The organism is Ruegeria sp., assembly GCF_965199275.1.
Taxonomy (GTDB): Bacteria; Pseudomonadota; Alphaproteobacteria; order Rhodobacterales; family Rhodobacteraceae; genus Ruegeria.
Genome location: NZ_CBDAQX010000008.1, coordinates 366,758 through 391,959, shown reverse-complemented (window position 1 = coordinate 391,959; position 25,202 = coordinate 366,758). Strand labels below are relative to the sequence as shown.

Genomic DNA, 25,202 nt, shown 5'->3' with positions numbered 1-25,202 from the left:
GTCGATTTTCACAGAAAAACAAGGATTTGTTGTTTTAAGTCTCATATTTAGATGAAGGCTTGCGACGGGGCGTCCGTTCTACGTTTGTGTAGTGACATTCCAGTGCCCGTCGGCTAAACGCTGCGCAGAAGGGAGAGCCAAATGTCTGGTGAAGCAACCGTGACCGACGTTACAGGCCATACCGAGGGAGCAAATATGAAGCAGGAAGTTTTTCTGCCGGAGGACTACCGTCCGGCCGAAGATGAGCCTTTCATGAATGATCTGCAGCTTGAGTATTTTCGCCGCAAGCTGCTGGACTGGAAGACAGAACTACTCGCAGGCAGCCGCGACACGATCGAAGGGCTGCAGGACAACACCCGCAACATTCCGGACGTCGCCGACCGCGCCAGTGAGGAAACCGACCGCGCGCTTGAACTGCGCACTCGGGATCGTCAGCGCAAACTGGTGGCGAAGATCGACTCGGCCCTGCGCCGGATCGACGAAGGCGAATACGGGTATTGCGAAAAAACAGGTGACCCAATCTCGCTGAAGCGTCTGGATGCGCGCCCGATCGCGACCATGACGCTTGAGGCACAGGAACGGCACGAACGTCGCGAAAAGGTCCATCGCGACGATTGATCGTCCTGAAATGTGAAGAATTCAAACGCCGGGGCCTGTCGCTCCGGCGTTTTTGCGTTAAGGCAAAGCCATGAAGATCAACGGTTTGAAGTTTTGCGTGGTTGGCGGCGGCATTGGCGGCCTTGCGTTGGCGTTGGCCCTGCGCCAGCGCGGGGCGCAGGTGACCGTGTTAGAGCAGGCCCCAGCGCTGATCGAGGTCGGAGCAGGCCTTCAAATCAGCGCAAACGGAATGTCCGTTCTGCGCGCCTTGGGGGTTGCGGGGGATCAGCCTGAAGCCGCGCAATTCTCGCACGGAACACTTCTGCGCGACTATCGCAAGGGCCGGGTGATCAGTCGTATTCCAGCCCCGGCGGCGGGCTCGACATTCTACTATCACCGCGCCGATTTGCTTGAATTGTTGCGACGGGCATCAGAGGACGCAGGTGTCGACATACGCCTTGGCGCGCGAGTGCAGACGGTTCGCAAACACCCGTCCGAGGCCGAGATTGTGCTGGATGATGGACAGCGCCTTCGCGCCGAATGTGTCATTGCGGCAGATGGTGGACGCAGCGCCCTTCGCCCGATCCTGAATGGCCCTGAGGCTCCTGCCTTTACCCACCAGATCGCCTGGCGTGCAACGGTGCCTTGGGAGGACCGGGTCGAGAGACCGCAAGCCTCACTGACTATGGGGCCGGGGCGCCACGTGGTCACCTATCCGCTGCGCGACCAACGCCTGATGAACATCGTCGCAATTGAAGAACGCTCGGACTGGCAGCAGGAAAGCTGGCGCGTTAAGGGCGATCCCGACGACTTGCGCGCGCGGTTTGCCGATTTTGGCGGGCCGGTGAGGGATATTCTGACAAAGGTCGAAGAAACGCATCTGTGGGCGCTGTTCCAGCGCCCGGTGGCCGAGAGATGGCAGAACGGTCGCTTGGCCCTGTTGGGCGATGCGGCACATCCGACGTTGCCCTTCATGGCGCAAGGGGCGTGTCTGGCGCTTGAGGATGCTTGGGTTCTGGCGCGCTCTTTCGACAGCCAATCGGGTGTGAGGCAGGCTCTTGCAGCCTACGAATCCGCGCGCCAGCGCCGCGCGCAGCACGTGGTCGCTGCGGCTTCCGCTAACGCGCGCAACTTCCATCTGCGGGGTCCGATGCGCCTGGCCGCTCAAGCGGTTCTGGCAGCAATAGGTCCGCGACTGACGCGTAAATACGACTGGATCTACAACTACGATCCGACCGTCTGATCTCAGGTGTCCAGATCGACCCAGACCGGCACGTGATCCGAGGGTTTTTCGTGCCCACGCACCTCTTTGTCGATCTGACAGTCCCGCATCAGATCTGCGGCCTGTGGGGTCAGTAGAAAATGGTCGATGCGAATGCCGTCATCCTTGTTCCAGGCTCCGGCCTGATAGTCCCAGAAGGAATAGTGGCCCGCACCTTGCACGCGGGCACGGAACGCTTCGGTGAACCCAAGGTTCAGGATCTTGCGGAACGCGGCCCGGCTTTCGGGCCGAAACAAGGCGTCCTCGCGCCATGCATCGGGGCGCTTTGCATCTTCTGCTTGGGGAATGATGTTGTAGTCGCCCGCCATTAACGCAGGCTCTTCGCTGGCCAACAGGGCACGGGCGCGATCATACAGACGCTCCATCCACGCCAGTTTGTAGTCGTATTTTGGCCCGGGCGTTGGGTTTCCGTTCGGTAGATAAAGGCCACAGACCCGCAGCGCCTGCTTGCCGACAACAGTTGCTTCGATCCAACGCGCTTGTTCATCTTCATCGTCACCGGGCAAACCGCGCGTTACATCCTCCAAAGGTAGCTTCGAGAGGATTGCGACGCCGTTAAAGCTCTTTTGGCCATGTGTCTCGACATTGTACCCGCGTTCTTCGAAAATTTCGCGGGGGAAGTTCTCGTCGACAGATTTGATTTCCTGCAAAAGAACCACGTCTGGCTGGGCGTCATCCAACCAACGTGGCAAGGCTTCGGCCCGCGCTTTTATGCCATTGATGTTGAACGTGGCGATTTTCATGCGCGATCCTCCGAAGCTGTTGGCAACCTATCGCCCAGAATGATCCCAGCGGCAAGGTGGTGGGTGGGGTTGCGAGGCTCTGCCTCGCGCTCCGAGGTATTTTTGGCCAGATGAAGAAACGGATCCTTAACCAATTTGGTTGTAGCAATGAGATGCGGTACACGCGGAGGCGCCGATGACCGCGCCAGGTGAAGCTCTCCGGCGTTCAGGTCGGAGAGTGGATCCCTGCTTCATCTGGCTGAAAATACCTTGGGGGTTTGGGCGCAAAGCCCCCACGTGGTTTACATGGAAAACGACGTGCCGCATCCGCAGGAGGACGTCGCGTTGGGGTTTTCGATCACGAACCGCGCGCCGATCAGTTCCTGGGTAAAATCAATGACCGCATTTTCCAGAAAGGGCAGGGAGATCGAGTCGACAATCACCTTTTGGCCTTTGCCTTCCAGCACAAGGTCGTCCTCTTTTGGTTCGTCCAACGCGATTTCGTATTGAAAACCGGAACATCCGCCGCCTTCAACGGCGACTCGAAGGGCCTGACCTTGATTGGCGGCACCGATTTCAGCAAGGCGCTCAAACGCTCGTTCTGTGACTGTCGGAGGCAGATTCATGCCGGACTCCAAAGGTTTATTTCCCAACCAACGTACAATATATGAAACCTATCGACAGGCGACAAGGACCAGACTTTTGGACAGAGCGGGTTTTGCCTCGGATCCAGGCCGTGCACGGGGGCGGTTGGTGCTTGAGGAGGAAAGCAGTTTCCGGTCATGCTTTCAGCGTGATCGGGATCGCATCATTCATGCCAGCGCGTTCCGGCGGCTTAAGCACAAGACGCAGGTTTTTGTCGAACATGAAGGCGATAGCTACCGCACCCGCCTGACGCATTCGATCGAGGTGGCTCAGGTTGCGCGGACCATTGCGGGTGCGTTAGACCTGAACCCGGAACTAACCGAGGCCATCGCGCTTGCGCATGATTTGGGTCACACGCCTTTTGGTCACACGGGTGAGGACGCGCTGCATGCGTTGATGGTGCCCTATGGTGGTTTTGACCACAACGCGCAGGCCATCCGCATCGTCACAAAGTTGGAGCGCCACTATGCCGAGTTCGACGGCTGCAATCTAACTTGGGAATGTCTGGAAGGGATCGCAAAGCACAACGGACCGGTGACCGGAGAGCTTCCTTGGGCTCTGGCCGAATGCAACGGCGGGTTCGATTTGGAACTGCACACCCATGCTAGTGCCGAAGCGCAGGTGGCGGCCTTGTCGGACGATATTGCCTATAACAACCACGATCTGTTGGATGGGCTTCGGGCCAGCCTGTTCTCTGACGAGGAAATCCAGCTACTCCCGATTGTGGGAGAGTGCTATGCGGCAGTTGATCGGGCCTATCCCGAGCTTGATCCGTATCGCCGTCGGCATGAGGCGTTGCGGCGGGTTTTTGGCGTCATGGTCGCGGATGTGATTGATACATCGCGAGAGCTTATTGCCGGATCGGGGGCGCGGTCGGTTGAGGATATCAGGCACTATGGCGCTCCGGTCATTCAGTTTTCTGAAGGGCTTCGGGCGCAACTCAAGGAGATACGCTCTTTCCTTTTCGCGCGGATGTATCGCGCGCCCACTGTGATGGAAGTGCGGGAAAAAGTGGCTCGTGTGGTTGAAGATCTGTTCCCGATCTACCTGAATGATCCCAAGCAGATGCCGAACCGCTGGCACGACGATATCGAAGCGGCGCAAGATGAGACTGCGTTGGCGCGGATCGTTTCAGACTACATTGCGGGCATGACTGATCGGTTTGCGCTGCAGGATTACAAGCGCCTGACCGGCCAATAACTATTCGATCACTATATAGGCCAGCGCCCAGACTTGCTGACCGGCCTGTTCCGCAGCCAGATCAGCGTCGTCGGTTGGCGGGAAGACGATCATGGTTGGGCCGTAGCCACCAATGCCCATTGGGCCGCCGTCCGCGTGGGTCGCGACAATTGGGTTGTGGGCCTCGATACTGCTCCAGGAAATTTCGGCCTAATAGCCGTCCAGCGCCATGGGTTTCGCGGTTTTCCCTTCGGCCCCGGCCATGGTCATAACCGCCGACAGAAGAGGGCCAGAGAACGTGATCTCGCGTTTGTTGCCTTCGGGGCCATAGGGGATCGTGATTTCGGTCTGATCAAGCGCGTCCAGCATCGCGGTGTCGAAACCGGCTGCTCCGTTATGCGTGATCTCCAGATATCCAAGCAGACCGCCGTCATTCTCACCGCGTGCGGGCAGGTTGGTCTCAGAGACTGCGCCACCCAATGTCAGCAGAACGTGCCCCTTGGGCGCGGGCATCTCCGCCCATACGGGCGTCGCTAGGGCAAGGACAAGGGGCAGGACTAGGCGCATGGGTCGTCTCCGGTTTTGCAATCCTGCACAAATTAGCGGTGTTCGGGGACAAACCAAGCCCAAACTGATGCCTTCCATTGACCTTGACGCATTGCGTGGTAAACCGCCGGGCAAGCAAAAGGACATCCGAAATGAACCTGTTTTCCGAGATCCGCGGCCTTGTACTGGACGCGTTGGCGCAGATGCAGTCCGAAGGCGCTCTGCCCGAGGGGTTGAGCTTTGACAACGTGGCGGTCGAGCCGCCGCGCGATGCCGCGCATGGCGATATGGCGACCAATGCGGCGATGGTGCTGGCGAAGCCCGCGAAGATGAAGCCGCGCGACATCGCGGATGCTTTGGCGGTCAAGCTGGCCGCCGATGACCGGATCACCAGCGCCGAGGTTGCGGGGCCGGGCTTCCTGAACCTGCGTCTGGCCGCAACGGTCTGGCAGGGTGTTCTGGCGCGCGTGTTGGAGATGGGCACGGACTACGGCCGCTCGACCATGGGACAGGGGCAGAAGGTCAACGTGGAATATGTCTCGGCCAACCCGACCGGTCCGCTGCATGTAGGCCATACGCGGGGCGCGGTGTTCGGGGATGCTTTGGCGAGTTTGCTGGCCTATTCCGGCCACGACGTGACGCGTGAATACTATATCAACGACGGTGGCGCGCAGGTGGATGTTTTGGCGCGCTCGGCCTATGAACGCTACCGCGAAGCCAACGGTCTGAGCCCCGAAATCGCCGAGGGTCTCTATCCCGGCGACTACCTGATCCCGATCGGCGAGGCGCTAAAAGAGAAATACGGCGACAGCCTGATCGACAAGCCCGAGGGCGAATGGCTGGAAGACCTGCGCAACTTTGCCACCGACGCGATGATGGATCTCATCCGCGCCGACCTGAAGGCGCTGGGCGTTGAAATGGATGTGTTCTTCTCGGAGAAATCCCTCTATGGCACGGGCCGGATTGAGGCTGCGCTGCAGTCGCTGACCAACAAGGGACTGATCTATGAGGGCGTGCTGGAGCCGCCCAAAGGCAAAAAGCCTGAGGATTGGGAGCCGCGCGAGCAGACCCTGTTCAAATCGACCGAACATGGCGATGACGTCGACCGACCGGTCAAGAAATCGGATGGTGCATGGACCTATTTCGCCCCGGATATTGCCTATCACTATGACAAAGTCAGCCGTGGTTTTGACGCGCTGATCGACGTGTTTGGCGCGGATCACGGTGGCTATGTCAAACGGATGAAGGCCGCTGTTTCGGCTCTGTCTGACGGCAAGGTGCCACTGGATATCAAGCTGACCCAGTTGGTGAAGCTGTGGAAGAATGGTGAGCCGTTCAAGATGTCCAAGCGGGCCGGGAACTTTGTCACCCTGCGCGATGTGGTCGATCAGGTGGGCCCGGATGTGACCCGTTTCGTAATGCTGACCCGCAAGAACGACGCGCCGCTGGATTTCGATTTCGACAAGGTGCTGGAGCAAAGCCGTGAGAACCCCGTGTTCTACGTGCAATACGCCCATGCCCGCGTCATGAGCGTGCTGCGCCGCGCGGCCGAGGCCGAGATTGCTGCCGACGATGCGACCCTTGTGGGCGCAGATCTGGGCAAGATCGACCATACCTCTGAGCTGGCTGTGGCCAAGAAACTGGCCGAATGGCCACGCTTGGTTGAGATCGCGGCCCGCACCAACGAGCCACACCGCGTCGCCTTCTATCTGTATGAATTGGCAGGGGATTTTCACGCTCTGTGGAATAAGGGCAACGAAGAAACTCAGTTGCGTTTCATCCAGGATGGCGATGTTGCCACAAGCCAGTCGAAAATCGCCTTGGCTCGTGCCGTTTCTGTTGTGATTTCAGCAGGCTTGGGTATTCTTGGCGTTACTCCGGCGCAGGAGATGCGGTAACCAATACCGCCCGAACCGCCGGTCTGAGGCAGACAAGAAATGACCCGCGCGCCTTAATTTCAGGCGCAATCGGGCGGTGAGGCGGACATGACGAGTTACGATTACTCGGGGCATCAAAGCCCCGGTCAGATGCATTACCCGAATCAATCCTATGCCGATGATGGGTATGACTACCCAGACGAAATGGCCGACCATGCCGCGCCGCGCAGCGGTTTTGGCGTTGGCAAGGCGATGAATGTGCTGGGGGCGGTTGCCTCTCTGGCGCTGGTCGCCGGGATCGGGATCTGGAGCTACAAGCTGGTGATGCGCGATGTCAGCGGCGTGCCTGTTGTCCGAGCTGCCGAAGGTCCAATGCGCATTCAGCCGGAAAATCCGGGTGGACGCCCCGCAGATCATCAGGGTCTGGCCGTGAATGCCGTTGCTGCTGAAGGCTCGGCTGCGGCCCCTGCGGATCGTCTGATCCTGGCCCCGCGTCCGGTCTCGCTGACGGACGAGGATCTGCCCGCTGGGGAACTGAAGCCCACCAAAGCTGTTCATGTCGTCGAAGAGCCGATTTCGAACGAAGAGGCCGCGGCCCTGCGGCAGAACGCAGTGGACGCTCTGGTCGCCGAACTCGCGGGCGAGGCGGCTCGTGCCAATGATCAACAGACTGAGGATGGCTTGCAGCTGGCCTCTCTGGTGACGCCCGAGGAAGAGCCGGCGATTGACCCGGCGGATTTCGCCGCGGCCCTGCCGGATCCGGCCATTGCCGAGCTTCCGGGTGTGCGCCGTTCGTTGCGCCCGCAAACCCGTCCGGCCCGCCGTGCGGTGGTCACCGAAACGTCTGAGGCGGCGATCAACGCCGCCGTCAAAACTGCCGTTGGGTTGGATGTAGACCCTGACACGCTGAGCAAAGGTACTCGTCTGGCGCAGCTTGGCGCTTTTGAGAGCGCGGATGTCGCCAAGTCCGAATGGGCACGTCTGAACGGTCAGTTCGGTGAGTATATGGATGGAAAACAGCGCGTTATCCAGAAAACCTCAAGCGGTGGCCGCACCTTTTACCGATTGCGCGTGCTTGGCTTTGATGACCTGAGCGACTCGCGCCAGTTCTGTGCGGCATTGGTGGCCCAGGGGGCCGATTGTATCCCGGTGGCCGTCAGGTGACGTTCGGCGCCGCGATTTCTGACGCAGAAGCGCTGCGGTTGACCGATGACGAAAGGGCCCTGTTCCGTGATATGAACCCGTTTGGGTTCATCTTGTTCGCGCGCAACATCGAAAGTGCCGATCAGGTCCGGGCCCTGTGCGATGACTTTCGCGAGGCCGTAGGGCGGAATTGTCCCATAACGATTGATCAGGAGGGAGGCCGTGTTCAACGTCTGCGCGCCCCTCTGGCGCGCGAATGGATGCCGCCGCTCGATCATGCTGAACTGGCCGGAGAGCATGCGGAACGCGCCATGTACCTGCGCTATCGCCTGATTGCGCATGAGCTCTTTGAGCTGGGGATCGACAGCAACTGCGCGCCGATGGTGGATGTCGCGCGCCCGGAAACCCACGCCTTTCTACGTAACCGCTGCTACGGCAGCGATGCAGATAGCATCGCTCAACTGGGGCGCGCGGTTGCGCAGGGGCATTTGGATGGCGGGGTATTGCCTGTCGTCAAGCACATGCCCGGTCACGGTCGGGCCACGCTGGACACACATTTCGACCTGCCGCGCGTCGACCTGCCGCTCGAAGAGCTGACACAAACCGATTTCGCCCCGTTCAAGGCTCTGAACGACCTGCCAATGGCGATGACCGCTCATTTGGTGTTCGAGCAGATCGATCCGACTCCGGCCACGATCTCGGCCCCGATGATGAAGGTCATCCGCGAGGTGATCGGCTTTGGTGGGCTGGTCATGACCGATGACATCACCATGAAGGCGCTCAGCGGGTCTGTGCCCGAGCGCGCGGAACAGGCTTTGTTGGCGGGTTGTGATGTCGTTTTGCACTGCAACGGCAGCTTCGCTGAGCGTCGTGATGTGCTTGAAGCCGCAGGCCAGATGACTGAGGCGGCGCAGGCCCGCGCAGATCGGGCCTTGGCCATGCGCAAAAAGCCCGCCGAACTTGACATCGAGGCCACTGAGGCTGAACTATCTGCCCTAATGGGCGGGCAGGTATATGAACGATAGTCTTTTCAGCGAAGATCCGGTCTCGGTCGCCGACCGGCTGGCAGCCGAAGCGCTGATCGTTGACGTCGACGGGTTCGAGGGCCCGTTGGATGTGCTGCTGACCCTATCGCGGACGCAAAAGGTCGACCTGCGCAAAATCTCGGTTCTGGCGCTGGCGCAGCAATATCTGGCTTTTGTCGAAAAGGCCCGCGCGCTGCGGATCGAACTGGCCGCCGACTATCTGGTGATGGCCGCTTGGCTGGCCTTTCTCAAATCCCGCCTCCTGCTGCCGCCTGACCCGGATGACGAGGGGCCCTCGGGTGAGGAACTTGCAGCCCACTTGGCGTTTCAGCTCGAACGCCTGCAGGCCATGCGTGACGCCGCTGCCCGGCTGATGGCGCGGGACCAGCTCGGGCGTGATTTCTTCAAGCGCGGGCAGGCCGAGGATGTCACTCGCATTCGCACCGTTACCTATTCCGCCACGCTGTTGGACTTGATGCAGGGCTATGCGCGCATCCGTACCCGGGATGAATTCCGTCCCTTTGTGATGGACCGAGACTCGGTGTTCACGATGGAGCAGGCGCTGGAACGTATGCGCCCTCTGATCGGGTTTGCCGGCGCCTGGACCGATATGGAGACCTATTTGCCCGACGGATGGGACGGTGATCCGGTGCGGCGACGCTCGGCTACGGCGGCAACCTTTGCGGCCTCGCTGGAGCTGGTGAAAGAAGGACATATGGAGATCAAGCAAAGCGACACCTTTGCCCCGATCCATCTGCGCAAGAGGACCGAGACCCGTGACTGATGCCCCCGAAGAAACCGGCACCCTGTTCGAAGCGCCCCCTCTGGCCGAGCAGGAGCGGATGGTCGAGGCGGTGCTGTTTGCCAGCGCCGCACCGGTGACAAATGCCGATCTTGAGGCGCGGATGCCGCATGGTAGCAATGCCGCGCAAGCCGTTGAGTTGCTTCAGAAACGTTACGAGGGCCGCGGTGTACGCGTGGTCAAGGTCGGTGAGGCATGGGCGATTCGGACCGCCCCTGACCTTGGCTTTCTGATGCAGAAAGAAACGGTTGAGACTCGCAAACTGAGCCGCGCGGCGATCGAAACACTTGCCATCGTGGCCTATCACCAGCCTTGCACGCGGGCTGAGATCGAAGAGATTCGCGGTGTCTCCGTCTCACGCGGGACAATCGACCAACTGCTCGAGATGGAGTGGATTCGGCTGGGCCGTCGCCGCATGACGCCGGGCCGCCCGGTGACCTTTGTCGTCACACCCGAGTTTCTGGATCATTTCGGGTTGGAAAACGCCCGCGACCTGCCGGGCCTCAAGGAATTGCGCGCCGCTGGCTTGTTGGAAAACCGCCCGCCGCCGGGTGCAATCCCGCTGGGTGAAGGGCGCGAAGACGAAGTTGACGAAGATCAGACCGAACTCTTCGAGGAAGAGTGATCAGACAGCCCTTTTGCCGCCGTATATATACCCTATCTTTAGGCGCAGGAAACGGAGTTGAGCAATGAATGCAAATCGGATCATCGACATGATCGTCCGCCAGATCACGCGCCGACTTGTCAACAAAGGTATCGACAAGGCAGGGCTATTTACCAGACGTCAAAAAGCGCTTGCAAATCATTTGATTGAGTGAATCTATTCTATGGATGTGAGGTACAGGAGGTTTCAGCGATGGTATCGGTTCGTTCAGTATTGCGTCAAATTCCCGACCCGCGCGGTAAAAAGGGCCGTCAACACCCACTTGAAGCGCTGGTCGGGTTGATGCTTCTCTCCATGCTCAGTGGGCGCAAGGGTATGATGGCGGCGTTCCGCCTTGGTCGTACGCTCACGCCGCGTCAACTCATGCGCTTGGGGTTCCGTCGCGGGCGCGCGTCACCCTGCCATGCAACGCTAACGGAAACGCTACGTATCCTCGACCCGGCTACCCTGGCGCAGGCGTTTGGGCGGCTTACGGCACCAGCACAAGATGATGAAGCTCACCATCAGATCGCCATTGATGGCAAAACTCTACGCGGCAGCAAGGACGCGGCAGGCAAGGCGGAACATGTGTTGTCGGGGTTCTGCGCGACGCTTGAACAATCCGTCGGACACACATCATCGCGTGGCAAGGGCATGGAAATACCTGATGCCCTGCGGCTGCTGAACCAGATTGACCTTGCGGGACAGATCGTCACCGGGGATGCCATTTTCTGCCAAAAAACAGTCACTTCCAAAGTTGTGGAGAGGGGTGGCGATTACGTGTTCCCTGTAAAGAACAATCAGAAAGACCTGCGGGGAGAAATCGAAACGGCGTTCAAGACGCCGGTTTTTCCCCCTGTTGGAATGGCGGGAGACGCCGCAATCGGGGCACGGCAGAATCGACCAGCGTTGCATCGAACTCCTTCCCGTCGAGGCATTGAGTGAGCACATGCGCAAGCAGTGGCCAACGATCCGCAGTATCGCCTGCATCAGCCGAACCCGCGAGCATATCCGCGCCGGGCAGATTACCAGAACACAGGCCGAGACAGTGTATCTCATCACCAGCCTGACGCGGCCCAAACCCAAAGACATCCTGCGCCTGAACCGTAACCATTGGCGCATCGAGACCATGCACCGCGACAAGGATGTCACTCTGGGAGAGGATCGCTACACCAACCGATCTGACAACGCGCCACGCAATATCTTTACCCTTGTCAGCGCGACCAGAACCTTGCTCAAGCGCATATCGAAATCACCAACAAAGGCTATCGAAATGATGCAGGACAACCGCGCAAGGGCTATCAGAATCGTCACAGATCAACCCAAAAACACCTTTCTCTGAATCGCCCTGTCGACAAGGGGTTTAATATGGCCAGCCGTAAGGGCGGTTCGTCGGAAGCGGACAGTAGCCAACCAAAAGGGAAACCGGCGCCTGCCCAGTCGCAGAATATCAAACAGGCCAAGCAGATGACCCGTCAGATGCGCCGGTTCATGCGGTTTTAGGTAGCTGCCTTGAAGTGTTTGGACAGTTTCAGCCCCTGTCCCTGATAGTTCGAGGCAATACCCGCGCCATATAGCTGCGTGGGCATTTCGGATATCTTCTCATAGACCAAGCGCCCGACGACCTGACCGTGTTCCAGCACGAACGGGGCCTCGTGGCAGCGGACCTCAAGCACGCCGCGCGATCCTGCACCCCCTGCGGCGGCGTGGCCAAAGCCGGGGTCAAAAAAGCCCGCATAATGAACACGGAACTCGCCGACCATGGCCAGATAGGGGGCCATTTCCGCTGCGTACATGGGCGGGATATGCACCGCCTCCCGGCTGACGAGGATATAGAACGCGCCGGGATCGAGGATGATGCAGCCATCACTCGTGCGCACCTCTTCCCAATAGTCCTGCGGGTCGTATGCGCCAATCCGGTCCAGATCAATCACGCCGGTATGCGGCTTAGCGCGATAGCCGACCAGATCGGTGTCAGGCAATTGCAGGTCAACCGAAAAGCCCAGACCGTCCTGAATGACGGCAGGTCCATCGACCAGCGGGGATTCGGTGTGTAGAGCGGTCAATTCGGCGTCGGTCAGAACGGCTTGACCCTGACGGAAGCGAATCTGGTTCAGCCGCATGCCGGGCCGTACAAGAACCGAGAAGGAGCGCGGGCAGATCTCAGCATAGAGTGGACCGGTATAGCCTGCGGGCACCCGGTCGAACTCGGTGCCGCCATCGGTGATTGTTCGCGTCAGCAGGTCCAGCCGCCCGGTTGAGCTTTTGGCATTCGCCACCGCGCTGGTCTCAACGGGCAGGGCGAGCGATTCCATCAACGGCACGAGATAGACGCAGCCTTTCTCGAGCACGGCTCCGTCGGTGATATCGATCCGGTGCATCTCAAACTCGGCCAAACGGTCGGCGACCGATCGCCCTTCGCCCGCAAGAAATGAAGCGCGGACGCGGTAAGCCACTGTTCCCAAACGAAGATCAAGGCTGGCGGGTTGCACCTGTGCCGGGATCACGTCCGGGCTGGCACTGATCTCACCCCGTGTGATCATCGCTTCGATCTGCTGGTTTGGGCATACACCTGTCATTTCGATCCCCCCTGATGCCAGAGCGGGATCTGGCCTGTCTGCCATAAACGTCGGTGTGATTTGGTCGGGCTAGCAGGACTCGAACCTGCGACCTTCCGTCCCCCAGACGGACGCGCTACCAGGCTGCGCCATAGCCCGACGTTGGAGTGTTCATAACGGTTTTCCCGGCAGGGGCAAGAGGAAAACATTGCCTTTTTTCTATCCTGCCGCCCGTGTTTCCACCCGGTTCAACCATGCGCGCAAATCCTTGGCCAAGGGCGCGATACGGCTGAGTAGTTCATCGTCGAATTCGGACCGATTCCATGCCAGTGAAGCGATGCCTCCAACCAAAGGCGCGGCATCCAACTCGGCTGGTTCGGCGCTTTCCTCTGATGCCTCAGCCTCTTTCGGTGCGTCGAGGTCCATTGGGATTTGTTCCGTCTGCGGGGCAGGTTTGGCGGAAAACGGAACAACGGTGCTGTCCGTTTCCACGACCGCAGGCTCATCCAGAGACGGTGAGAGCGCGGCGACATGGGCAACACCCTGTTCGCGCAAAATCCGCTGTACGCCCTTGATGGTGATCCCATCCTCGTGCAGCAGCTTTTTGATACCGCCGAGCAAGCGCATATCGTTGGGGCGGTAGTACCGGCGCCCTCCGGCCCGTTTCACGGGTTTGACCAGGGTAAACCGGCTTTCCCAAAAGCGCAGGACATGGGCCTGTACTCCGAGCCAATCCGCAACTTCACTTATGGTGCGAAATGCGTCGGGAGATTTACTCATGTCCGCGAGGTCCTAGGATTACTTGCGATTCCCGGCGGCGACGCGATCCTTCATCAGGTGCGACGGACGGAAAGTCAGCACGCGGCGGGGTTGAATGGGAACCTCTTCGCCGGTCTTGGGGTTGCGACCGATACGAGCGGTTTTGTCCCGAACGCTGAACGTGCCGAATGAGGAAATCTTAACCTGTTCACCGCGAACTAGCGCGTCGGACATGTGGTTCAGAACGCTTTCCACCAGCTGCGCGCTTTCGTTGCGTGATAGGCCAACTTCACGAAAGACGGCTTCGCTTAGATCCATTCGGGTCAGTGTTTTGTCGCTCATACCTTTTCCCCTGTTGCTGTCAAAGCATAGGGCGGGGGCAAATTCACTGTCAATATCAATGAATTGCAGGTGGGGACGTAAGCTGAATTGCGCCGGTTACCAGCGCAGAACAACAGCGCCCCAAGCCAGCCCGCCGCCGATGGCTTCGGTCACGATCAGATCGCCTTGCTTGATTTGCCCACGCTGTTTGCCAACCGACAGGGCCAGAGGGATCGACGCGGCCGAGGTGTTGCCGTGATCCTGTACGGTCACCACCACATTCTCCATCGGCAGGCCCATCTTCTTGGCTGTGCCTTGAATGATGCGGATATTAGCCTGATGCGGTACGATCCAGTCTACATCTGAAGCCCCCAACCCGGCACGATCCAGTGCGGTATTGGCAGTTTTTGAAAGCTTTTCAACGGCATGGCGGAAAACCTGATTGCCTTGCATCCGCAAATGACCGGTAGATTGCGTTGACACGCCACCATCCACATAAAGCAGGTCCTGATACCGGCCGTCCGAGTTCAAATCGGTTGCCAGAACGCCTCGGTCGTCCGAGGTGCCGGCGCTTTCCTGTTCCTCAAGGATCAGGGCACCTGCGCCGTCGCCGAACAACACGCAGGTCGAACGGTCGGTCCAGTCCATGATTCGGGAAAACGTTTCGGCCCCGATCACCAGAACGCGTTTGGCCTGACCCGAGAGGATCAGCGCGTTTGCGTTGCTCAGCGCGAAAACGAATCCGGCACATACGGCTTGCACATCGAAGGCAAAGCCGCGGGTCATGCCAAGGCGGGCCTGAACCATGGTCGCCGCTGAAGGAAAGGTCAGATCAGCGGTCGAGGTCGCAAGGACGATGGCGTCGATGTCGTCAGCTTCCAGCCCCGCGTCTGCAAGGGCGGCTTTTGCGGCATTGGTCGCCAGATCCGAGGTGGTTTCGCCTTCGGCAGCAAAGTGGCGGCGTTCGATCCCCGACCGGGTTCGGATCCATTCATCCGTCGTATCCAAAGTCTGTTCAAACTCGGAATTCGGGACAACACGTTCGGGCAAATAATGTCCGACACCTACAACGACTGAACGGCCTGCCATGTTTGAGGTACTGCCTTCTTTGTTATTTTTCCGCCTGCGGCGCGGCATGCGCGGCATCTTGTGCAAGCTGGGCCGTTGATGCAACCCGTGCTGCCAATTTTTCGGCAAAACCTGATTGGGCCAGCGTGAAGGCCAGCTTGACTGCGGCTGACACTCCGGTCGCGTCAGCGCCGCCGTGGGATTTCACCACGGTTCCGTTCAGCCCAAGGAAAACGCCTCCGTTCACGCGGCGCGGATCGATGCGCTTTTTCAGACGATTCAGCGACGTGATCGCCAGCACCGACGCAAGCCGCGAGAGGGGGGTGTATTTGAAGGCTTCGCGCAGAAGATCGCCGATCAGGCTGGCTGTGCCTTCGCCGGTTTTGATCGCAACGTTGCCGGTAAACCCATCGGTCACAATGACATCAGCCTTGTCGCCGGGAATATCGCTGCCTTCGACAAAGCCCACGAAATCGAAATTCGCGGATTCGGCGAAGTCGGTGATCATGGCATGCGCTTCTTTCAGCTCTGCCCGACCTTTGTGTTCCTCGGTACCGACATTCAGAAGCCCGATCCGAGGGCGTTGCAGCGCCATGCCGTTGCGGGCGTAGGAGGCGCCCATCAGCGCATATTGCAGCAGATCCTTGGCGTCGGCGCGCACATCGGCGCCTACATCCAACATCACGTTGAAACCCTGAGGGTTGCGTGAGGGCCACAGAATCGCAATCGCCGGGCGGCTGACACCTGGCAGTTTGCGCAGACGCATCATCGACAGCGCCATCAGCGCGCCGGTGTTGCCACAAGATACCGCACCATGGGCATCACCCTGACGCACGGCCTCAAGCGTGGACCACATCGAGGTCTGTTTGCCGTTGCGCACAACCTGGCTGGGCTTGTCCTCCATCGTGACGACGTCGGGACAATCACGAAAATCGACGCGCCCATCAAGGACGCGCCGTTTCGCTACGAGCTTGCGCAGCTTGTCTTCGGGACCGTGCAGCAGAAACCCGATATCGGGGTTCTTCTTCGCCGATTGCGCCAAACCTGCAACAACAGCTACGGGACCATCGTCCCCCCCCATGGCATCAACGGAAATGATGATCCGTCCGGCGTGCGTGGGTTGTTCCGTCATGCGAAGGCTTGCGCTCGATCAGGCTTAGGCTGCGTCTTCGTCCAGGTCGATTTCGTCGGCCTGAGCGACGACTTCGCGGTCGTCATAGTGGCCGCAGGATGCGCAAACGTGGTGCGGGCGCTTCAGCTCGCCGCAGTTCGGGCATTCGTTCGGGTTTGCAGCAACCAGAGCGTCGTGTGCGCGGCGGTTGTTGCGACGCGACTTGGAAACTTTGTTCTGTTGGACGGCCATGGTCTCAACCTTTGTCTACTGAGGGTCAGCAGAATCGCCGCCGACCGGGTTTCATATTTCGTTTATCGTGGTTTGGCGCGCGTTTAGGGTACATGCCCCACGTTGTCCAACCCTAAATCCGATGAGCGCGCGAAAATACAGCGATTCTCGACATGTTCAAGCGATTTTTCTGACCGCTTGCTATGACAGGAAATCTCTGCCCTGTCACTCGTCTTTTTTCAGCGCATCGCGCAAACCTGCCAGTCCGGCGAAGGGTTTGGCATCTTCGTCCGTCATCGCCTGTTTACCCGGCTCGGTATAGTCGGCCTGCTCCAGTTCGGCACCCTCTTTGCGTGGATAGAGGGGGAGGGCCAACGACAGCGCCTCGATCATCACCTGGGTGGGGTCAATTTCGGCGCCCAGAGCCTCGGTTTCGTCGCCTTCGGGGATTTCGAACTCTTCATCCTCAGGGTCCGCCCATTCGGCCAGAAAGGTGCGGGTGACAGGGACGTCGATGCGCGTGGTCACCGGTTCCAGCGTCACGACGCAGGGTTGTACGACCGTTGCGCCCAGTTTGGCGGTCAGAACCCAATCCTTCTTTCCTTCGGCCTCAACTTTGCCGAAAAAGCTGAGCTTGCGAAGACCCAGCAGGTCAAGCGCGGCTTTGATGTCGTCCAGTTCCGTCGCGTTTGGGCGCAATTCGAAGGATGTTGGCGTGTTTTGGGGCAGGTCGGCCACCCGCAGAGATGTCGTGTTGCTCATTCGTGACCCTTTCCTGTGTTGAACCGGGGCATCGGTTTCTGTAAGCGGATAGGGGCCGTTACGGATCAAGGCAAGAGGGTGTATATGGTGATGGGTGTAAACAAGGTGAAACGAGCAGCGAAATCGCTCGTCTTTATTGCCTGTCTGGCTGCGGTTGCGGCCTGTACGCCGACCTTCAAGAATCACGGCTATATTCCGCCTGCCGAAGATCTGGCCGAGATCAAAGTGGGTGTCGATACCCGCGACACCGTGGCCGAAGCCATCGGGGCGCCCGGCATTTCCGGCGTTGTGCAAGATTCGGGCTATTACTACGTCGCCTCTCGTGTGCGCTTCTATGGCCCCAAACGGCCCGAGGTCGTCTCGCGCGAATTGGTTGCCATCAGCTTTGACCAGCGCGGCGTCGTCCGCAATATCGAGAGGTTCGGTCTGGAGGACGGAGTCGTCGTGACCCTTGAACGGCGCGTGACGGAATCCAGTATCCAGAACAACGGCTTCCTGCGTCAGCTGCTGGGCAATATCGGCAACTTCAACCCAGCCAACATTCCGGGCGCCACAAACTAAGTCACAGGACTGTCGTGTCGTCTTCACAAGGCGGTCACATCTGCCGTGATAGCAGAGCCATAAGGTTGAAATCCGGTCGGCAAGGGCGGAGGATGCGGTCATGGCGGTGTTGTTGAGCAAAGGGCGCTTTCGGGCGCGTCTGGCGCAGAGTGACAAAGATCTGGCGGCGGCGCAGGCGCTTCGAACGCGGGCGTTTGGCACCGGCTCATTGGATGCTGACGCGTTCGATCTGGTTTGCGCCCATGTTCTGGTCGAAGACCTGCAGGACGAGGGCGATCTGGTCTGTTGTTTCCGCATGCTGAACATGGATAGCGGGACTGAGGTCGGGCGTAGCTACTCGGCGCAGTTTTACGATCTGTCCAGCCTCGAAGGATTCTCGGGCCGTATGGTCGAGATGGGGCGGTTCTGTATCCACCCCGACCGGACAGACCCGGATATCCTGCGCGTCGCGTGGGGTGCGATGACGGCCTATGTGGACCGGAATGGAATCGAGATGCTGTTTGGATGTTCCTCATTCGCAGGGACCGAGACGGCCGAGTATCTGGACGCGTTCGCGATGCTCAAACACCGTTATTTGGCCCCGAAACGCTGGCTGCCGCGGGTGAAGGCTCCGGATGTGTTTCGGTTTGCGTCCAAGCTGCGTCGCAGGCCGGACGCCAAGAAAGCGATGCTGCGGATGCCTCCATTGCTGCGCACCTATCTGATGATGGGCGGCTGGGTTAGCGATCATGCGGTGGTGGATCGGCACATGAACACGTTGCACGTTTTCACCGGGTTGGAGATTGGGGCGATTCCCCCGGCCCGCAAACGGTTGCTGCGGGCGGTGGCTCGGTAACTCCGGATTTTCGACGAGAAGAAGGTGTGGGCGTTGACGCGCCAGCGCTGCCGGTTTAGCTGGCGGGCATGGCGAGAATTCCTTTGTTGCAGATGTCCGGCATTTCCCTGACTTTCGGGGGTGATCCGGTGTTTTCCGGTTTGGATCTGGTGGTCCAGCCGGGTGATCGAGTTGCGCTTGTAGGGCGCAACGGCTCGGGTAAGTCCACCCTGATGAAGGTGATGGCGGGGTTGGTTGAGGCCGATCAGGGCGAGATCGTTGTGCCGCCCGGTAAATCCGTTGGGTATATGGAGCAGGACCCGGGGATGGAGGGGTTCGCGACGCTGGGCGACTATGCCTCAAGCGGGTTGGAACCGGGCGAGCTGTATAAGGTCGAACGCGCCGGTGAGGGGCTGAAATTCGATCCCTCACGCCCCGTTGAGACCGCCTCAGGCGGGGAACGGCGGCGGGCCGCATTGGCCAAACTGATGGCCGAAGCGCCGGACCTGATGTTGCTGGACGAGCCGACCAACCATCTGAACATCGAAGCCATCGCTTGGCTTGAGCGCGAATTGGGCGCGACGCGGGCCGCCTATGTGCTGATCTCGCACGACCGCGCATTCCTGCGGGCATTGACCCGTGCAACCCTGTGGATTGATCGCGGCATGGTGCGGCGGCAGGAGCAGGGGTTTGAGGCGTTCGAGACTTGGCGCGACAAGGTCTGGGAAGAGGAAGATCAGCAGCGGCACAAATTGAACCGTCTGATCAAGTCCGAGGCGAAATGGGCGGTCGAAGGGATCAGCGCGCGACGTAAGCGCAACCAAGGGCGGGTGCGCGCGTTGCAGGCCTTGAGGGCCGAGAAGGCGGCGCAGATCAAACGTCAGGGCTCGGCGGCTATGTCACTCGAAGCGGGCCCGAAGTCCGGTCGCAAGGTGATCGAGGCCAAGGCTTTGTCGAAAGCCTATGGCGACAAGCAGATCGTACGCGGCTTTGATCTGTTGGCGCAGCGTGGCGATCGGGTTGCTTTTGTTGGGCCGAACGGGGTTGGCAAAACCACTCTGTTGAAGATGCTGCTGGGGCAGGAGGCCCCGGATGAAGGCTCTGTGACGCTGGGAACCAACCTCGAAATCGCGATGTTTGACCAGACCCGCGCGCAGTTGGACCCTGAAATGAGCCTCTGGGACAGCCTGACCGGCGACCCAGAGATGCGCGTGTCGGGCAAGGCCGATCAGGTCATGGTTGGCGGGCAGCCCAAGCATGTTGTGGGTTACCTCAAAGAGTTCCTGTTCGATGAACGCCAGGCAAGAGCGGCTGTTAAGTCCCTTTCCGGCGGGGAAAAAGCGCGTTTGCTGCTGGCGAAGTTAATGGCGAAACCGTCGAATCTACTGGTGCTGGACGAACCGACCAACGATCTGGATGTGGAAACTCTGGACCTGCTGCAAGAGCTGTTGGACGACTATGACGGCACGGTTCTGCTGGTCAGCCACGACCGGGACTTTCTGGACCGTGTGGCCACCACAACCATCGCGATGGAGGGCAATGGCCGTGCTACCGTTTATGCGGGCGGGTGGTCGGACTATATCGCTCAGCGGGGTGATCTTGCCCCTAAGAAAGAAGAGAAAACAAAAGCTTCCAAGCCCAAGGTGAAGCAAGAGGCCAAGCCGAAACTAGGCCTGTCCTTCTCGGAAAAGCACCGGTTGGAGAAGCTCCCGGCCGAGATCGCGCGGCTGGAGGCCGAGATTGCCAAACTGGAAGAGCTGATGGCGGACCCGGATTTGTTCACGCGTGAGCCGGTCAAGTTCCAAAAAGCCACCGAGGCGTTGGTCGAACGGCAGGAAAAACTGTCGGCCTCCGAGGAAGAGTGGCTGATGCTGGAGGAAAAGGCCGAAGGCGGTTAGCAAAAGACCCGAAACTCAGTTTCCTCAGGTTTTCAAGGTCGTCTTATGCGCGTCCCCGGATCGGGCGTGCTGGGTTGCCAACGATGGTTTCATCGGGTGCGGCAGATTTGGTCACGACACTGCCCGCGCCTACAATGGCCCGGTCGCCGATTGAGACACCAGGCAGGATTATAGCGCCGCCGCCAATCCAGACATTCTCGCCGATCGTGACGGGATGCGCTATTTCAAGACCGTCTGCGCGTAGGGCGGGGTCCTTTGCGTGTTCGGCGCAGTAGATCTGGACGTTAGGGCCCAGCATTGTGTCGCTGCCGATCCTTACCGGCGCGGTATCCAATACGGTACAGCCCGCGTTAAAATAGACGCGATCGCCCAGAGAGAGGTTGAATCCATAGGCGCAATGAAACGGGGCTTCGATGAAGCACATATGCCCAGTTTCGGCGAAAAGCGCGTTCAGCTCGGGCGCGATGGGGCCGCGATCATCCGGTTGGCATGTGTTGTGGGCGTAAACGGCGCGACGGGCGGTCTGGCGCAAGTCTTCCAGTTCCGGATCTAGGCAGGTGTACCACTCACCCGCCGCCATTTTCTGCCGTTCGCTCATGTCCTTAGGGTTAGCGCATCCTTAGGGCGCCGTCGATGCGGATGACCTCTCCGTTCAGATATCCCATCTCGACGATGAAGGCGGCGAGGCGTCCGTATTCCTTCGGGTCCCCCAAGCGGGGTGGGTTCGGGACGTCGGCGGCTAATTGCGCCTGCACTTCTTCTGGCAGACCGGCCAGCATCGGCGTCATGAAGATGCCGGGGGCGATGGTCATTACGCGGATACCGGTTGAGGCCAGGTCGCGCGCCATGGGTAGGGTCATGCCGACAACGCCGCCTTTTGAGGCCGCATACGCCGCCTGACCCTTTTGCCCGTCGAACGCCGCGATAGATGCGGTGTTGATGATGACTCCGCGGGCCCCGTCTGTGTCGGGGTCATTCAAGGCCATTTGGGCCGCGGCCAGACGGGCCACGTTGAAACTGCCCACCAGATTGATGTCGATGGTGCGCTGGAACGCGTCCAGAGGGTGCGGGCCGTCACGTCCAACGGTTTTGATACCGTCCGCAATACCGGCGCAATTCACGGCAGCAGTGATCTTACCCATTTTGTCCGTGGCCAGCCCAACCGCTGCTGCGACCGAGGCTTCTTGGGCTACATCGGTCTCAGTGAAATGCCCTCCGATCTCGGCGGCGACCTTCGCGCCTCGGTCGGCATCGCAATCCAGTAGCGTGACCTGAGCGCCTTGCGCGGCAAAGTACCTGGCGGTGGCTTCGCCCAAACCGGACGCACCGCCGGTGATGATGGCTGCGGTATCGGACAGGTTCATGATGGGCCTCCTCGCGGGTTAATGAACATATGTTCAATAAATAGTTTGGCCGCGTCCTGTCTATAGGTTTGGCTTTGGACCCCGCGTTGCGTTCTGAAGAAATCCTCAGAAAGTTTTCAGATCGGCTTCACGGAAGATCGCCAATTCGTGAATGAACAACCTGACGCGGTCGGGTGTTTTTTTGTCAGGAGGTGCTGAAATGTTAAAGAGTACAAAGCAAAAACTTGGCGCGCTTGCGATTGCGCCGTTTGTCGGGGTGTTCATGGTCGGAAGCGCAGCAGCCGCGCCTGAAACCTGTAACTGGAAAACAGCGCGTGATCTCGCCAATGCCGGAGACTACGCGGGTTTGTGCGATTGCGCTCAGGTTACGCCGAGCTTTCTGGAGCGACTGCAGAGTCGCGCCGATTTCGAGACCACTCTGAGCGTAACAGGTGCGCAGTGTCCGGGATTGGCCACGTTGCTGACCGATTTGCCCACGGCGAGTGTGCAGACGGCATCAAACCAAGGCGAGAACAGATCGTCTGACGGCTCGGGTAATGGCGGTGGAGGTGGTTCGGCTGGCAGCGGTGACGCAGGTGGTGACGACGGCCCTGGTGATGGCGGTGACGGCCCGGGTGATGGCGGTGACGGTCCTGGTGACGGCGGTGACGGCCCCGGCAAGGGCGGTGATGGCCCTGGTAAGGGCGGTGGAAAAGGTGGCGGCAAGGGCGGCGACGGCAAAGGCGGTGGCGGTAAAGGCGGCGACGGTAAAGGCGGTGGCGGCAAAGGCGGTGGCAAGGGCGGCGACGGCAAAGGTGGGGGCAAAGGCGGCGGAGGAAAGGGCAAGAAGTAGCCCATCGTGGCGCAGTCCCTGAAATTTTTGTAGGTCTCCACATCCGGCGACCTACACCAACATAAAACCCCGGATACAACTAGCGCCATCTCGGCAATTTACAGCGCCAGCGGGTATGTGACCGGTTTAGCGCCAGTCGCTTTAGGCATCTTCTTTGCTGCCGATGCCGGTAATTTCGACTTTGCGATCCGCTCGCCTGGTTTGCCGTCTTTGAAAAAACTGTCGACCCGCCAGCTTGCTTTCAGGGTTCTTGGCAGTTTGCTCAACATGCGCGAGGTTTCCTTTGACGCACTGCTCCACCAGGGTTTCATGCCGCCGCTGCACTTTGCATGAAACCGGATGCGGACCCGATAGCCCGAGGCTTTCTCTTCTTTTCTGAAGTCCTGCAAGCTCTTGATCAGCTTGGATTCAAAGGCGCTGTAGTAGGTCGAGTTCGAGCTGGCCGACATGGGCGTCAGATTGACATTGGTGCCGGGCCCGCCAAGTTTTTCGCTTAGGATGTGGCCTTTGATGTATGTCTGAGCCTGCAGTTCCGAGTAGTCGGACAGCATCTGAATTTCTGTCAGCGCCAGAAGCTCCAAAATCTTATCGACCGAATTTGCCTTGGCAAGCTTTTGGAGCGTCGACTTGCTGGACAGGGCCTTCTGCACGGCAGCCAGATCAATCAGGTCTTTTACATCCCAGCGCGAGTTGAACCGTTCGACAATCGCGCAATGGCCGGTAGCTGGAGAGCTGCCCTTTTGCTTCAAGCTGTCGGTTGTCAGGATGCAGGTGACCTCATCCGCGCCAGTTGAGAATTTTTCGCCTTCAAAGACAACGTCGGCGCGGCGGGAAGATGTGAATTTGTTCGCAACTACCATGTTCAAATCATACTAAAACGCTTCAATAGTCAGCAGTTTAGCATAGATTTCGGCATCAACGAAATAAGGCGCTCCGGGCGCAGGTGTTTGCGCCCGGAAACGAGAAAGATCAGCCCAGCTGAACCAGAGCGTGTCGTTTCTTGCCTGCGCTCAGTTTGATCGGAGAGGAAAGCGCGCCTGCGTCAATCATCAGGCCTGCGTCCGTCAGCGGCGCGTCGTCCAGCTTGGCGCCGTTTTCCGAGATCAGGCGCTTGGCTTCTTTGCCGGACTTGGCCAGACCGGATTTCACGATCAACTGCACGATCGACATGCTATCGCCCAGCTCATCCGCGCTGAGCGTGAGGGTCGGAAGGTCTCCACCCACGCCCCCCTTTTCGAACACCTCGCGCGCGGTGGCCTCGGCTGTGGCAGCGGCTTCAGCACCATGCAGAAGGGTCGTTACCTCATTGGCGAGGCGGATTTTGGCCTCATTGATCTCGGACCCTTGCAACGCGCCCATGCGGTCGCATTCCTCGACCGGAAGCTCGGTGAAAATCTTCAGGAAGCGACCCACATCGGCGTCGGTGGTGTTGCGCCAGAACTGCCAGAACTCATAGGGCGAAAGCATATCGCCGTTCAGCCAGATCGCACCGCCCTGCGATTTGCCCATCTTGCGGCCGTCGCTGGTGGTCAGCAGAGGCGTCGTCAGGCCGTAGATTTCCTGATCCAAAACGCGGCGGGTCAGGTCGATACCGTTGACGATGTTGCCCCACTGATCTGAGCCGCCCATTTGCAGAACGCAGCCATAGCGGCGGTTCAGCTCAAGGAAGTCGTAGGCCTGCAGGATCATGTAGTTGAATTCCAGGAAGCTCAGCGATTGTTCGCGGTCCAGCCGGGATTTCACCGACTCGAAGGACAGCATTCGGTTGACCGAGAAATGCCGCCCGATATCGCGCAGGAAATCGAGGTAGTTCAGGCTGTCGAGCCACTCGGCATTGTTCAACATCAACGCGCCGGTGTCGCTGTCGTCATAGGACAGGTACTTGGCGAAAACCTTCTGCATCCCGGCGATATTGGCATCGATCTGTTCTGGGCCGAGCAGGGGGCGTTCGTCCGACCGGAAGGACGGATCACCCACCTTGGTGGTGCCGCCGCCCATCAGGGTAATCGGCTTGTGGCCGGTCTTTTGCAGCCAACGCAGCACCATGATGTTCATCAGGTGGCCCACATGCAGCGACTGCGCAGTGGCGTCATAGCCGATATAAGCCGTCTGCACCCCGTCGATCAGCGCGTCGTCAAGGCCTTGATAATCGGTGCAGTCGGCGAGAAAGCCGCGCTCGATCATCGTGGCGATGAAATCCGATTTGGGGTGGTAGGTCATATCGTGCCCTCGGGGTTACTGTTGCGGGGCACTGTATAGGCGGCGGCGTGGGGAAGGGGAAGGTGCCTTTTGTGCTGAAAAACACCGCAGGCCAGCGTCACATCCAGGGCGCTTGGGGCAGAATTCTTTGCAGCTTGGGCGCAAGGCGCTTGCCTTGTCTGCCATAGGCGGGGCAGGTTGGCGCCGTTGCACGCTCTGATTGTTCAGAAGGCAAGTGTGGCGTCTGATACAGGCAGGAGGCA

At 59.4% G+C, this 25,202-nt stretch carries 30 protein-coding genes and 1 tRNA gene; 16 read left to right on the top strand and 15 right to left on the bottom strand.

All coding sequences use genetic code 11. The annotated features are described in order from the left end of the window. Positions 1-195: 195 nt before the first annotated feature. Together dksA and ACOERD_RS04145 are read left to right on the top strand one after the other, a co-directional pair. Positions 196-618: an RNA polymerase-binding protein DksA gene (dksA, locus tag ACOERD_RS04150; protein ID WP_170374347.1), complete on the top strand. Its 423-nt coding sequence runs from the start codon at positions 196-198 to the stop codon at positions 616-618. 70 nt (positions 619-688) lie between these two features. Next, complete coding sequence (locus ACOERD_RS04145) at positions 689-1,840, top strand: FAD-dependent monooxygenase (RefSeq protein ID WP_419738141.1); 1,152 nt, start codon at positions 689-691, stop codon at positions 1,838-1,840. Positions 1,841-1,842: 2 nt separating this feature from the next. Here ACOERD_RS04145 and xth read toward each other — a convergent pair whose 3' ends face one another. Both xth and ACOERD_RS04135 read right to left on the bottom strand, forming a co-directional pair. Further along, a complete protein-coding gene (gene xth / locus ACOERD_RS04140; RefSeq protein ID WP_419738140.1) occupies positions 1,843-2,622 on the bottom strand; it encodes an exodeoxyribonuclease III in 780 nt (259 codons plus the stop codon). 281 nt (positions 2,623-2,903) lie between these two features. Next, complete coding sequence (locus ACOERD_RS04135; RefSeq protein ID WP_170373953.1) at positions 2,904-3,227, bottom strand: HesB/IscA family protein; 324 nt, start codon at positions 3,225-3,227, stop codon at positions 2,904-2,906. A 76-nt stretch (positions 3,228-3,303) separates the two neighbouring features. On the opposite strand from ACOERD_RS04135, the gene ACOERD_RS04130 reads away from it, so the two are divergent. Then, positions 3,304-4,446 carry a deoxyguanosinetriphosphate triphosphohydrolase gene (locus tag ACOERD_RS04130; RefSeq protein WP_419738139.1) on the top strand — a complete coding sequence of 381 codons (1,143 nt, stop codon included), beginning with the start codon at positions 3,304-3,306 and terminating at the stop codon, positions 4,444-4,446. A 189-nt stretch (positions 4,447-4,635) separates the two neighbouring features. Here the strand turns inward: ACOERD_RS04130 and ACOERD_RS04125 are convergent, their stop codons facing one another. Continuing rightward, on the bottom strand, positions 4,636-4,992 hold the full coding sequence (locus ACOERD_RS04125) for a hypothetical protein (RefSeq protein WP_419738138.1): 357 nt from the start codon (positions 4,990-4,992) through the stop codon (positions 4,636-4,638). Between the two features lie 131 nt (positions 4,993-5,123). Between ACOERD_RS04125 and argS the strand changes: the two genes are divergently transcribed. The 9 genes from argS (at position 5,124) to ACOERD_RS04080 (ending at position 11,964) form a co-directional block, all read left to right on the top strand. Next, the gene (argS, locus tag ACOERD_RS04120) at positions 5,124-6,869 is read left to right on the top strand and encodes an arginine--tRNA ligase (protein ID WP_419738137.1); all 1,746 of its coding nucleotides are present in this window, start codon (positions 5,124-5,126) and stop codon (positions 6,867-6,869) included. 87 nt (positions 6,870-6,956) lie between these two features. Next, positions 6,957-8,012, top strand: coding sequence for an SPOR domain-containing protein (locus tag ACOERD_RS04115; protein ID WP_419738136.1), 1,056 nt, complete (start codon positions 6,957-6,959; stop codon positions 8,010-8,012). Continuing rightward, the gene (gene nagZ, locus ACOERD_RS04110; RefSeq protein WP_419738135.1) at positions 8,009-9,016 is read left to right on the top strand and encodes a beta-N-acetylhexosaminidase; all 1,008 of its coding nucleotides are present in this window, start codon (positions 8,009-8,011) and stop codon (positions 9,014-9,016) included. Before ACOERD_RS04115 ends, nagZ begins: the two co-directional genes overlap by 4 nt. Next, positions 9,006-9,800, top strand: coding sequence for a segregation and condensation protein A (locus tag ACOERD_RS04105; protein ID WP_170688808.1), 795 nt, complete (start codon positions 9,006-9,008; stop codon positions 9,798-9,800). Before nagZ ends, ACOERD_RS04105 begins: the two co-directional genes overlap by 11 nt. Then, positions 9,793-10,443, top strand: coding sequence for an SMC-Scp complex subunit ScpB (gene scpB, locus ACOERD_RS04100; protein WP_170458690.1), 651 nt, complete (start codon positions 9,793-9,795; stop codon positions 10,441-10,443). Before ACOERD_RS04105 ends, scpB begins: the two co-directional genes overlap by 8 nt. A 64-nt stretch (positions 10,444-10,507) precedes the next feature. After that, positions 10,508-10,636, top strand: a complete 129-nt coding sequence (locus ACOERD_RS04095; protein ID WP_419738134.1) for a hypothetical protein — start codon at positions 10,508-10,510, stop codon at positions 10,634-10,636. A 38-nt stretch (positions 10,637-10,674) separates the two neighbouring features. Next, entirely contained in the window at positions 10,675-11,406 is a 732-nt protein-coding gene (locus ACOERD_RS04090; RefSeq protein WP_419737869.1) for an ISAs1 family transposase, read from the top strand. Further along, on the top strand, positions 11,321-11,803 hold the full coding sequence (locus ACOERD_RS04085; RefSeq protein WP_419737870.1) for an ISAs1 family transposase: 483 nt from the start codon (positions 11,321-11,323) through the stop codon (positions 11,801-11,803). The genes ACOERD_RS04090 and ACOERD_RS04085 overlap by 86 nt, the downstream gene beginning before the upstream one ends. A 26-nt stretch (positions 11,804-11,829) precedes the next feature. Then, positions 11,830-11,964 (top strand): hypothetical protein, encoded by a 135-nt coding sequence (locus ACOERD_RS04080; protein ID WP_419738133.1) that lies wholly within the window; start codon positions 11,830-11,832, stop codon positions 11,962-11,964. On the opposite strand, the gene ACOERD_RS04075 is transcribed toward ACOERD_RS04080, so the two are convergent. The 8 genes from ACOERD_RS04075 to ACOERD_RS04040 form a co-directional block, all read right to left on the bottom strand. After that, entirely contained in the window at positions 11,961-13,040 is a 1,080-nt protein-coding gene (locus ACOERD_RS04075; protein ID WP_419738132.1) for a 2'-deoxycytidine 5'-triphosphate deaminase, read from the bottom strand. The genes ACOERD_RS04080 and ACOERD_RS04075 overlap by 4 nt on opposite strands. A 61-nt stretch (positions 13,041-13,101) precedes the next feature. Then, positions 13,102-13,178 (bottom strand) — tRNA-Pro (locus ACOERD_RS04070). A gap of 60 nt (positions 13,179-13,238) precedes the next feature. Continuing rightward, positions 13,239-13,799 carry a MerR family transcriptional regulator gene (locus tag ACOERD_RS04065; protein ID WP_419738131.1) on the bottom strand — a complete coding sequence of 187 codons (561 nt, stop codon included), beginning with the start codon at positions 13,797-13,799 and terminating at the stop codon, positions 13,239-13,241. Between the two features lie 18 nt (positions 13,800-13,817). Then, positions 13,818-14,120, bottom strand: a complete 303-nt coding sequence (gene ihfA, locus ACOERD_RS04060) for an integration host factor subunit alpha (RefSeq protein ID WP_037316145.1) — start codon at positions 14,118-14,120, stop codon at positions 13,818-13,820. Positions 14,121-14,216: 96 nt separating this feature from the next. After that, on the bottom strand, positions 14,217-15,188 hold the full coding sequence (locus ACOERD_RS04055; RefSeq protein WP_419738130.1) for a beta-ketoacyl-ACP synthase III: 972 nt from the start codon (positions 15,186-15,188) through the stop codon (positions 14,217-14,219). A 22-nt stretch (positions 15,189-15,210) separates the two neighbouring features. Further along, entirely contained in the window at positions 15,211-16,299 is a 1,089-nt protein-coding gene (plsX, locus tag ACOERD_RS04050; RefSeq protein ID WP_170548168.1) for a phosphate acyltransferase PlsX, read from the bottom strand. A gap of 24 nt (positions 16,300-16,323) precedes the next feature. Beyond that, positions 16,324-16,530, bottom strand: coding sequence for a 50S ribosomal protein L32 (gene rpmF, locus ACOERD_RS04045; RefSeq protein ID WP_008756996.1), 207 nt, complete (start codon positions 16,528-16,530; stop codon positions 16,324-16,326). Between the two features lie 204 nt (positions 16,531-16,734). Further along, positions 16,735-17,271, bottom strand: coding sequence for a YceD family protein (locus ACOERD_RS04040; RefSeq protein ID WP_419738129.1), 537 nt, complete (start codon positions 17,269-17,271; stop codon positions 16,735-16,737). A gap of 84 nt (positions 17,272-17,355) precedes the next feature. On the opposite strand from ACOERD_RS04040, the gene ACOERD_RS04035 reads away from it, so the two are divergent. From ACOERD_RS04035 to ACOERD_RS04025, 3 genes are all read left to right on the top strand, one after another. Continuing rightward, positions 17,356-17,832, top strand: coding sequence for an outer membrane protein assembly factor BamE (locus ACOERD_RS04035; RefSeq protein WP_419738128.1), 477 nt, complete (start codon positions 17,356-17,358; stop codon positions 17,830-17,832). Positions 17,833-17,932: 100 nt separating this feature from the next. Continuing rightward, a complete protein-coding gene (locus ACOERD_RS04030) occupies positions 17,933-18,667 on the top strand; it encodes a GNAT family N-acetyltransferase (protein WP_419738127.1) in 735 nt (244 codons plus the stop codon). Positions 18,668-18,735: 68 nt separating this feature from the next. After that, on the top strand, positions 18,736-20,544 hold the full coding sequence (locus tag ACOERD_RS04025) for an ABC-F family ATP-binding cassette domain-containing protein (protein ID WP_419738126.1): 1,809 nt from the start codon (positions 18,736-18,738) through the stop codon (positions 20,542-20,544). Between the two features lie 43 nt (positions 20,545-20,587). On the opposite strand, the gene ACOERD_RS04020 is transcribed toward ACOERD_RS04025, so the two are convergent. Further along, positions 20,588-21,142 carry a sugar O-acetyltransferase gene (locus ACOERD_RS04020; RefSeq protein ID WP_419738125.1) on the bottom strand — a complete coding sequence of 185 codons (555 nt, stop codon included), beginning with the start codon at positions 21,140-21,142 and terminating at the stop codon, positions 20,588-20,590. Positions 21,143-21,152: 10 nt separating this feature from the next. Then, positions 21,153-21,908, bottom strand: a complete 756-nt coding sequence (locus tag ACOERD_RS04015; protein ID WP_419738124.1) for an SDR family NAD(P)-dependent oxidoreductase — start codon at positions 21,906-21,908, stop codon at positions 21,153-21,155. 199 nt (positions 21,909-22,107) lie between these two features. Here ACOERD_RS04015 and ACOERD_RS04010 point away from each other — a divergent pair, with 199 nt between their 5' ends. Continuing rightward, a complete protein-coding gene (locus ACOERD_RS04010) occupies positions 22,108-22,740 on the top strand; it encodes a hypothetical protein (protein ID WP_419738123.1) in 633 nt (210 codons plus the stop codon). A 98-nt stretch (positions 22,741-22,838) separates the two neighbouring features. On the opposite strand, the gene ACOERD_RS04005 is transcribed toward ACOERD_RS04010, so the two are convergent. Further along, positions 22,839-23,489 carry a DNA/RNA non-specific endonuclease gene (locus ACOERD_RS04005; RefSeq protein WP_419738122.1) on the bottom strand — a complete coding sequence of 217 codons (651 nt, stop codon included), beginning with the start codon at positions 23,487-23,489 and terminating at the stop codon, positions 22,839-22,841. A gap of 220 nt (positions 23,490-23,709) precedes the next feature. Then, entirely contained in the window at positions 23,710-24,960 is a 1,251-nt protein-coding gene (gene tyrS / locus ACOERD_RS04000) for a tyrosine--tRNA ligase (protein WP_419738121.1), read from the bottom strand. Between the last annotated feature and the right edge of the window lie 242 nt (positions 24,961-25,202).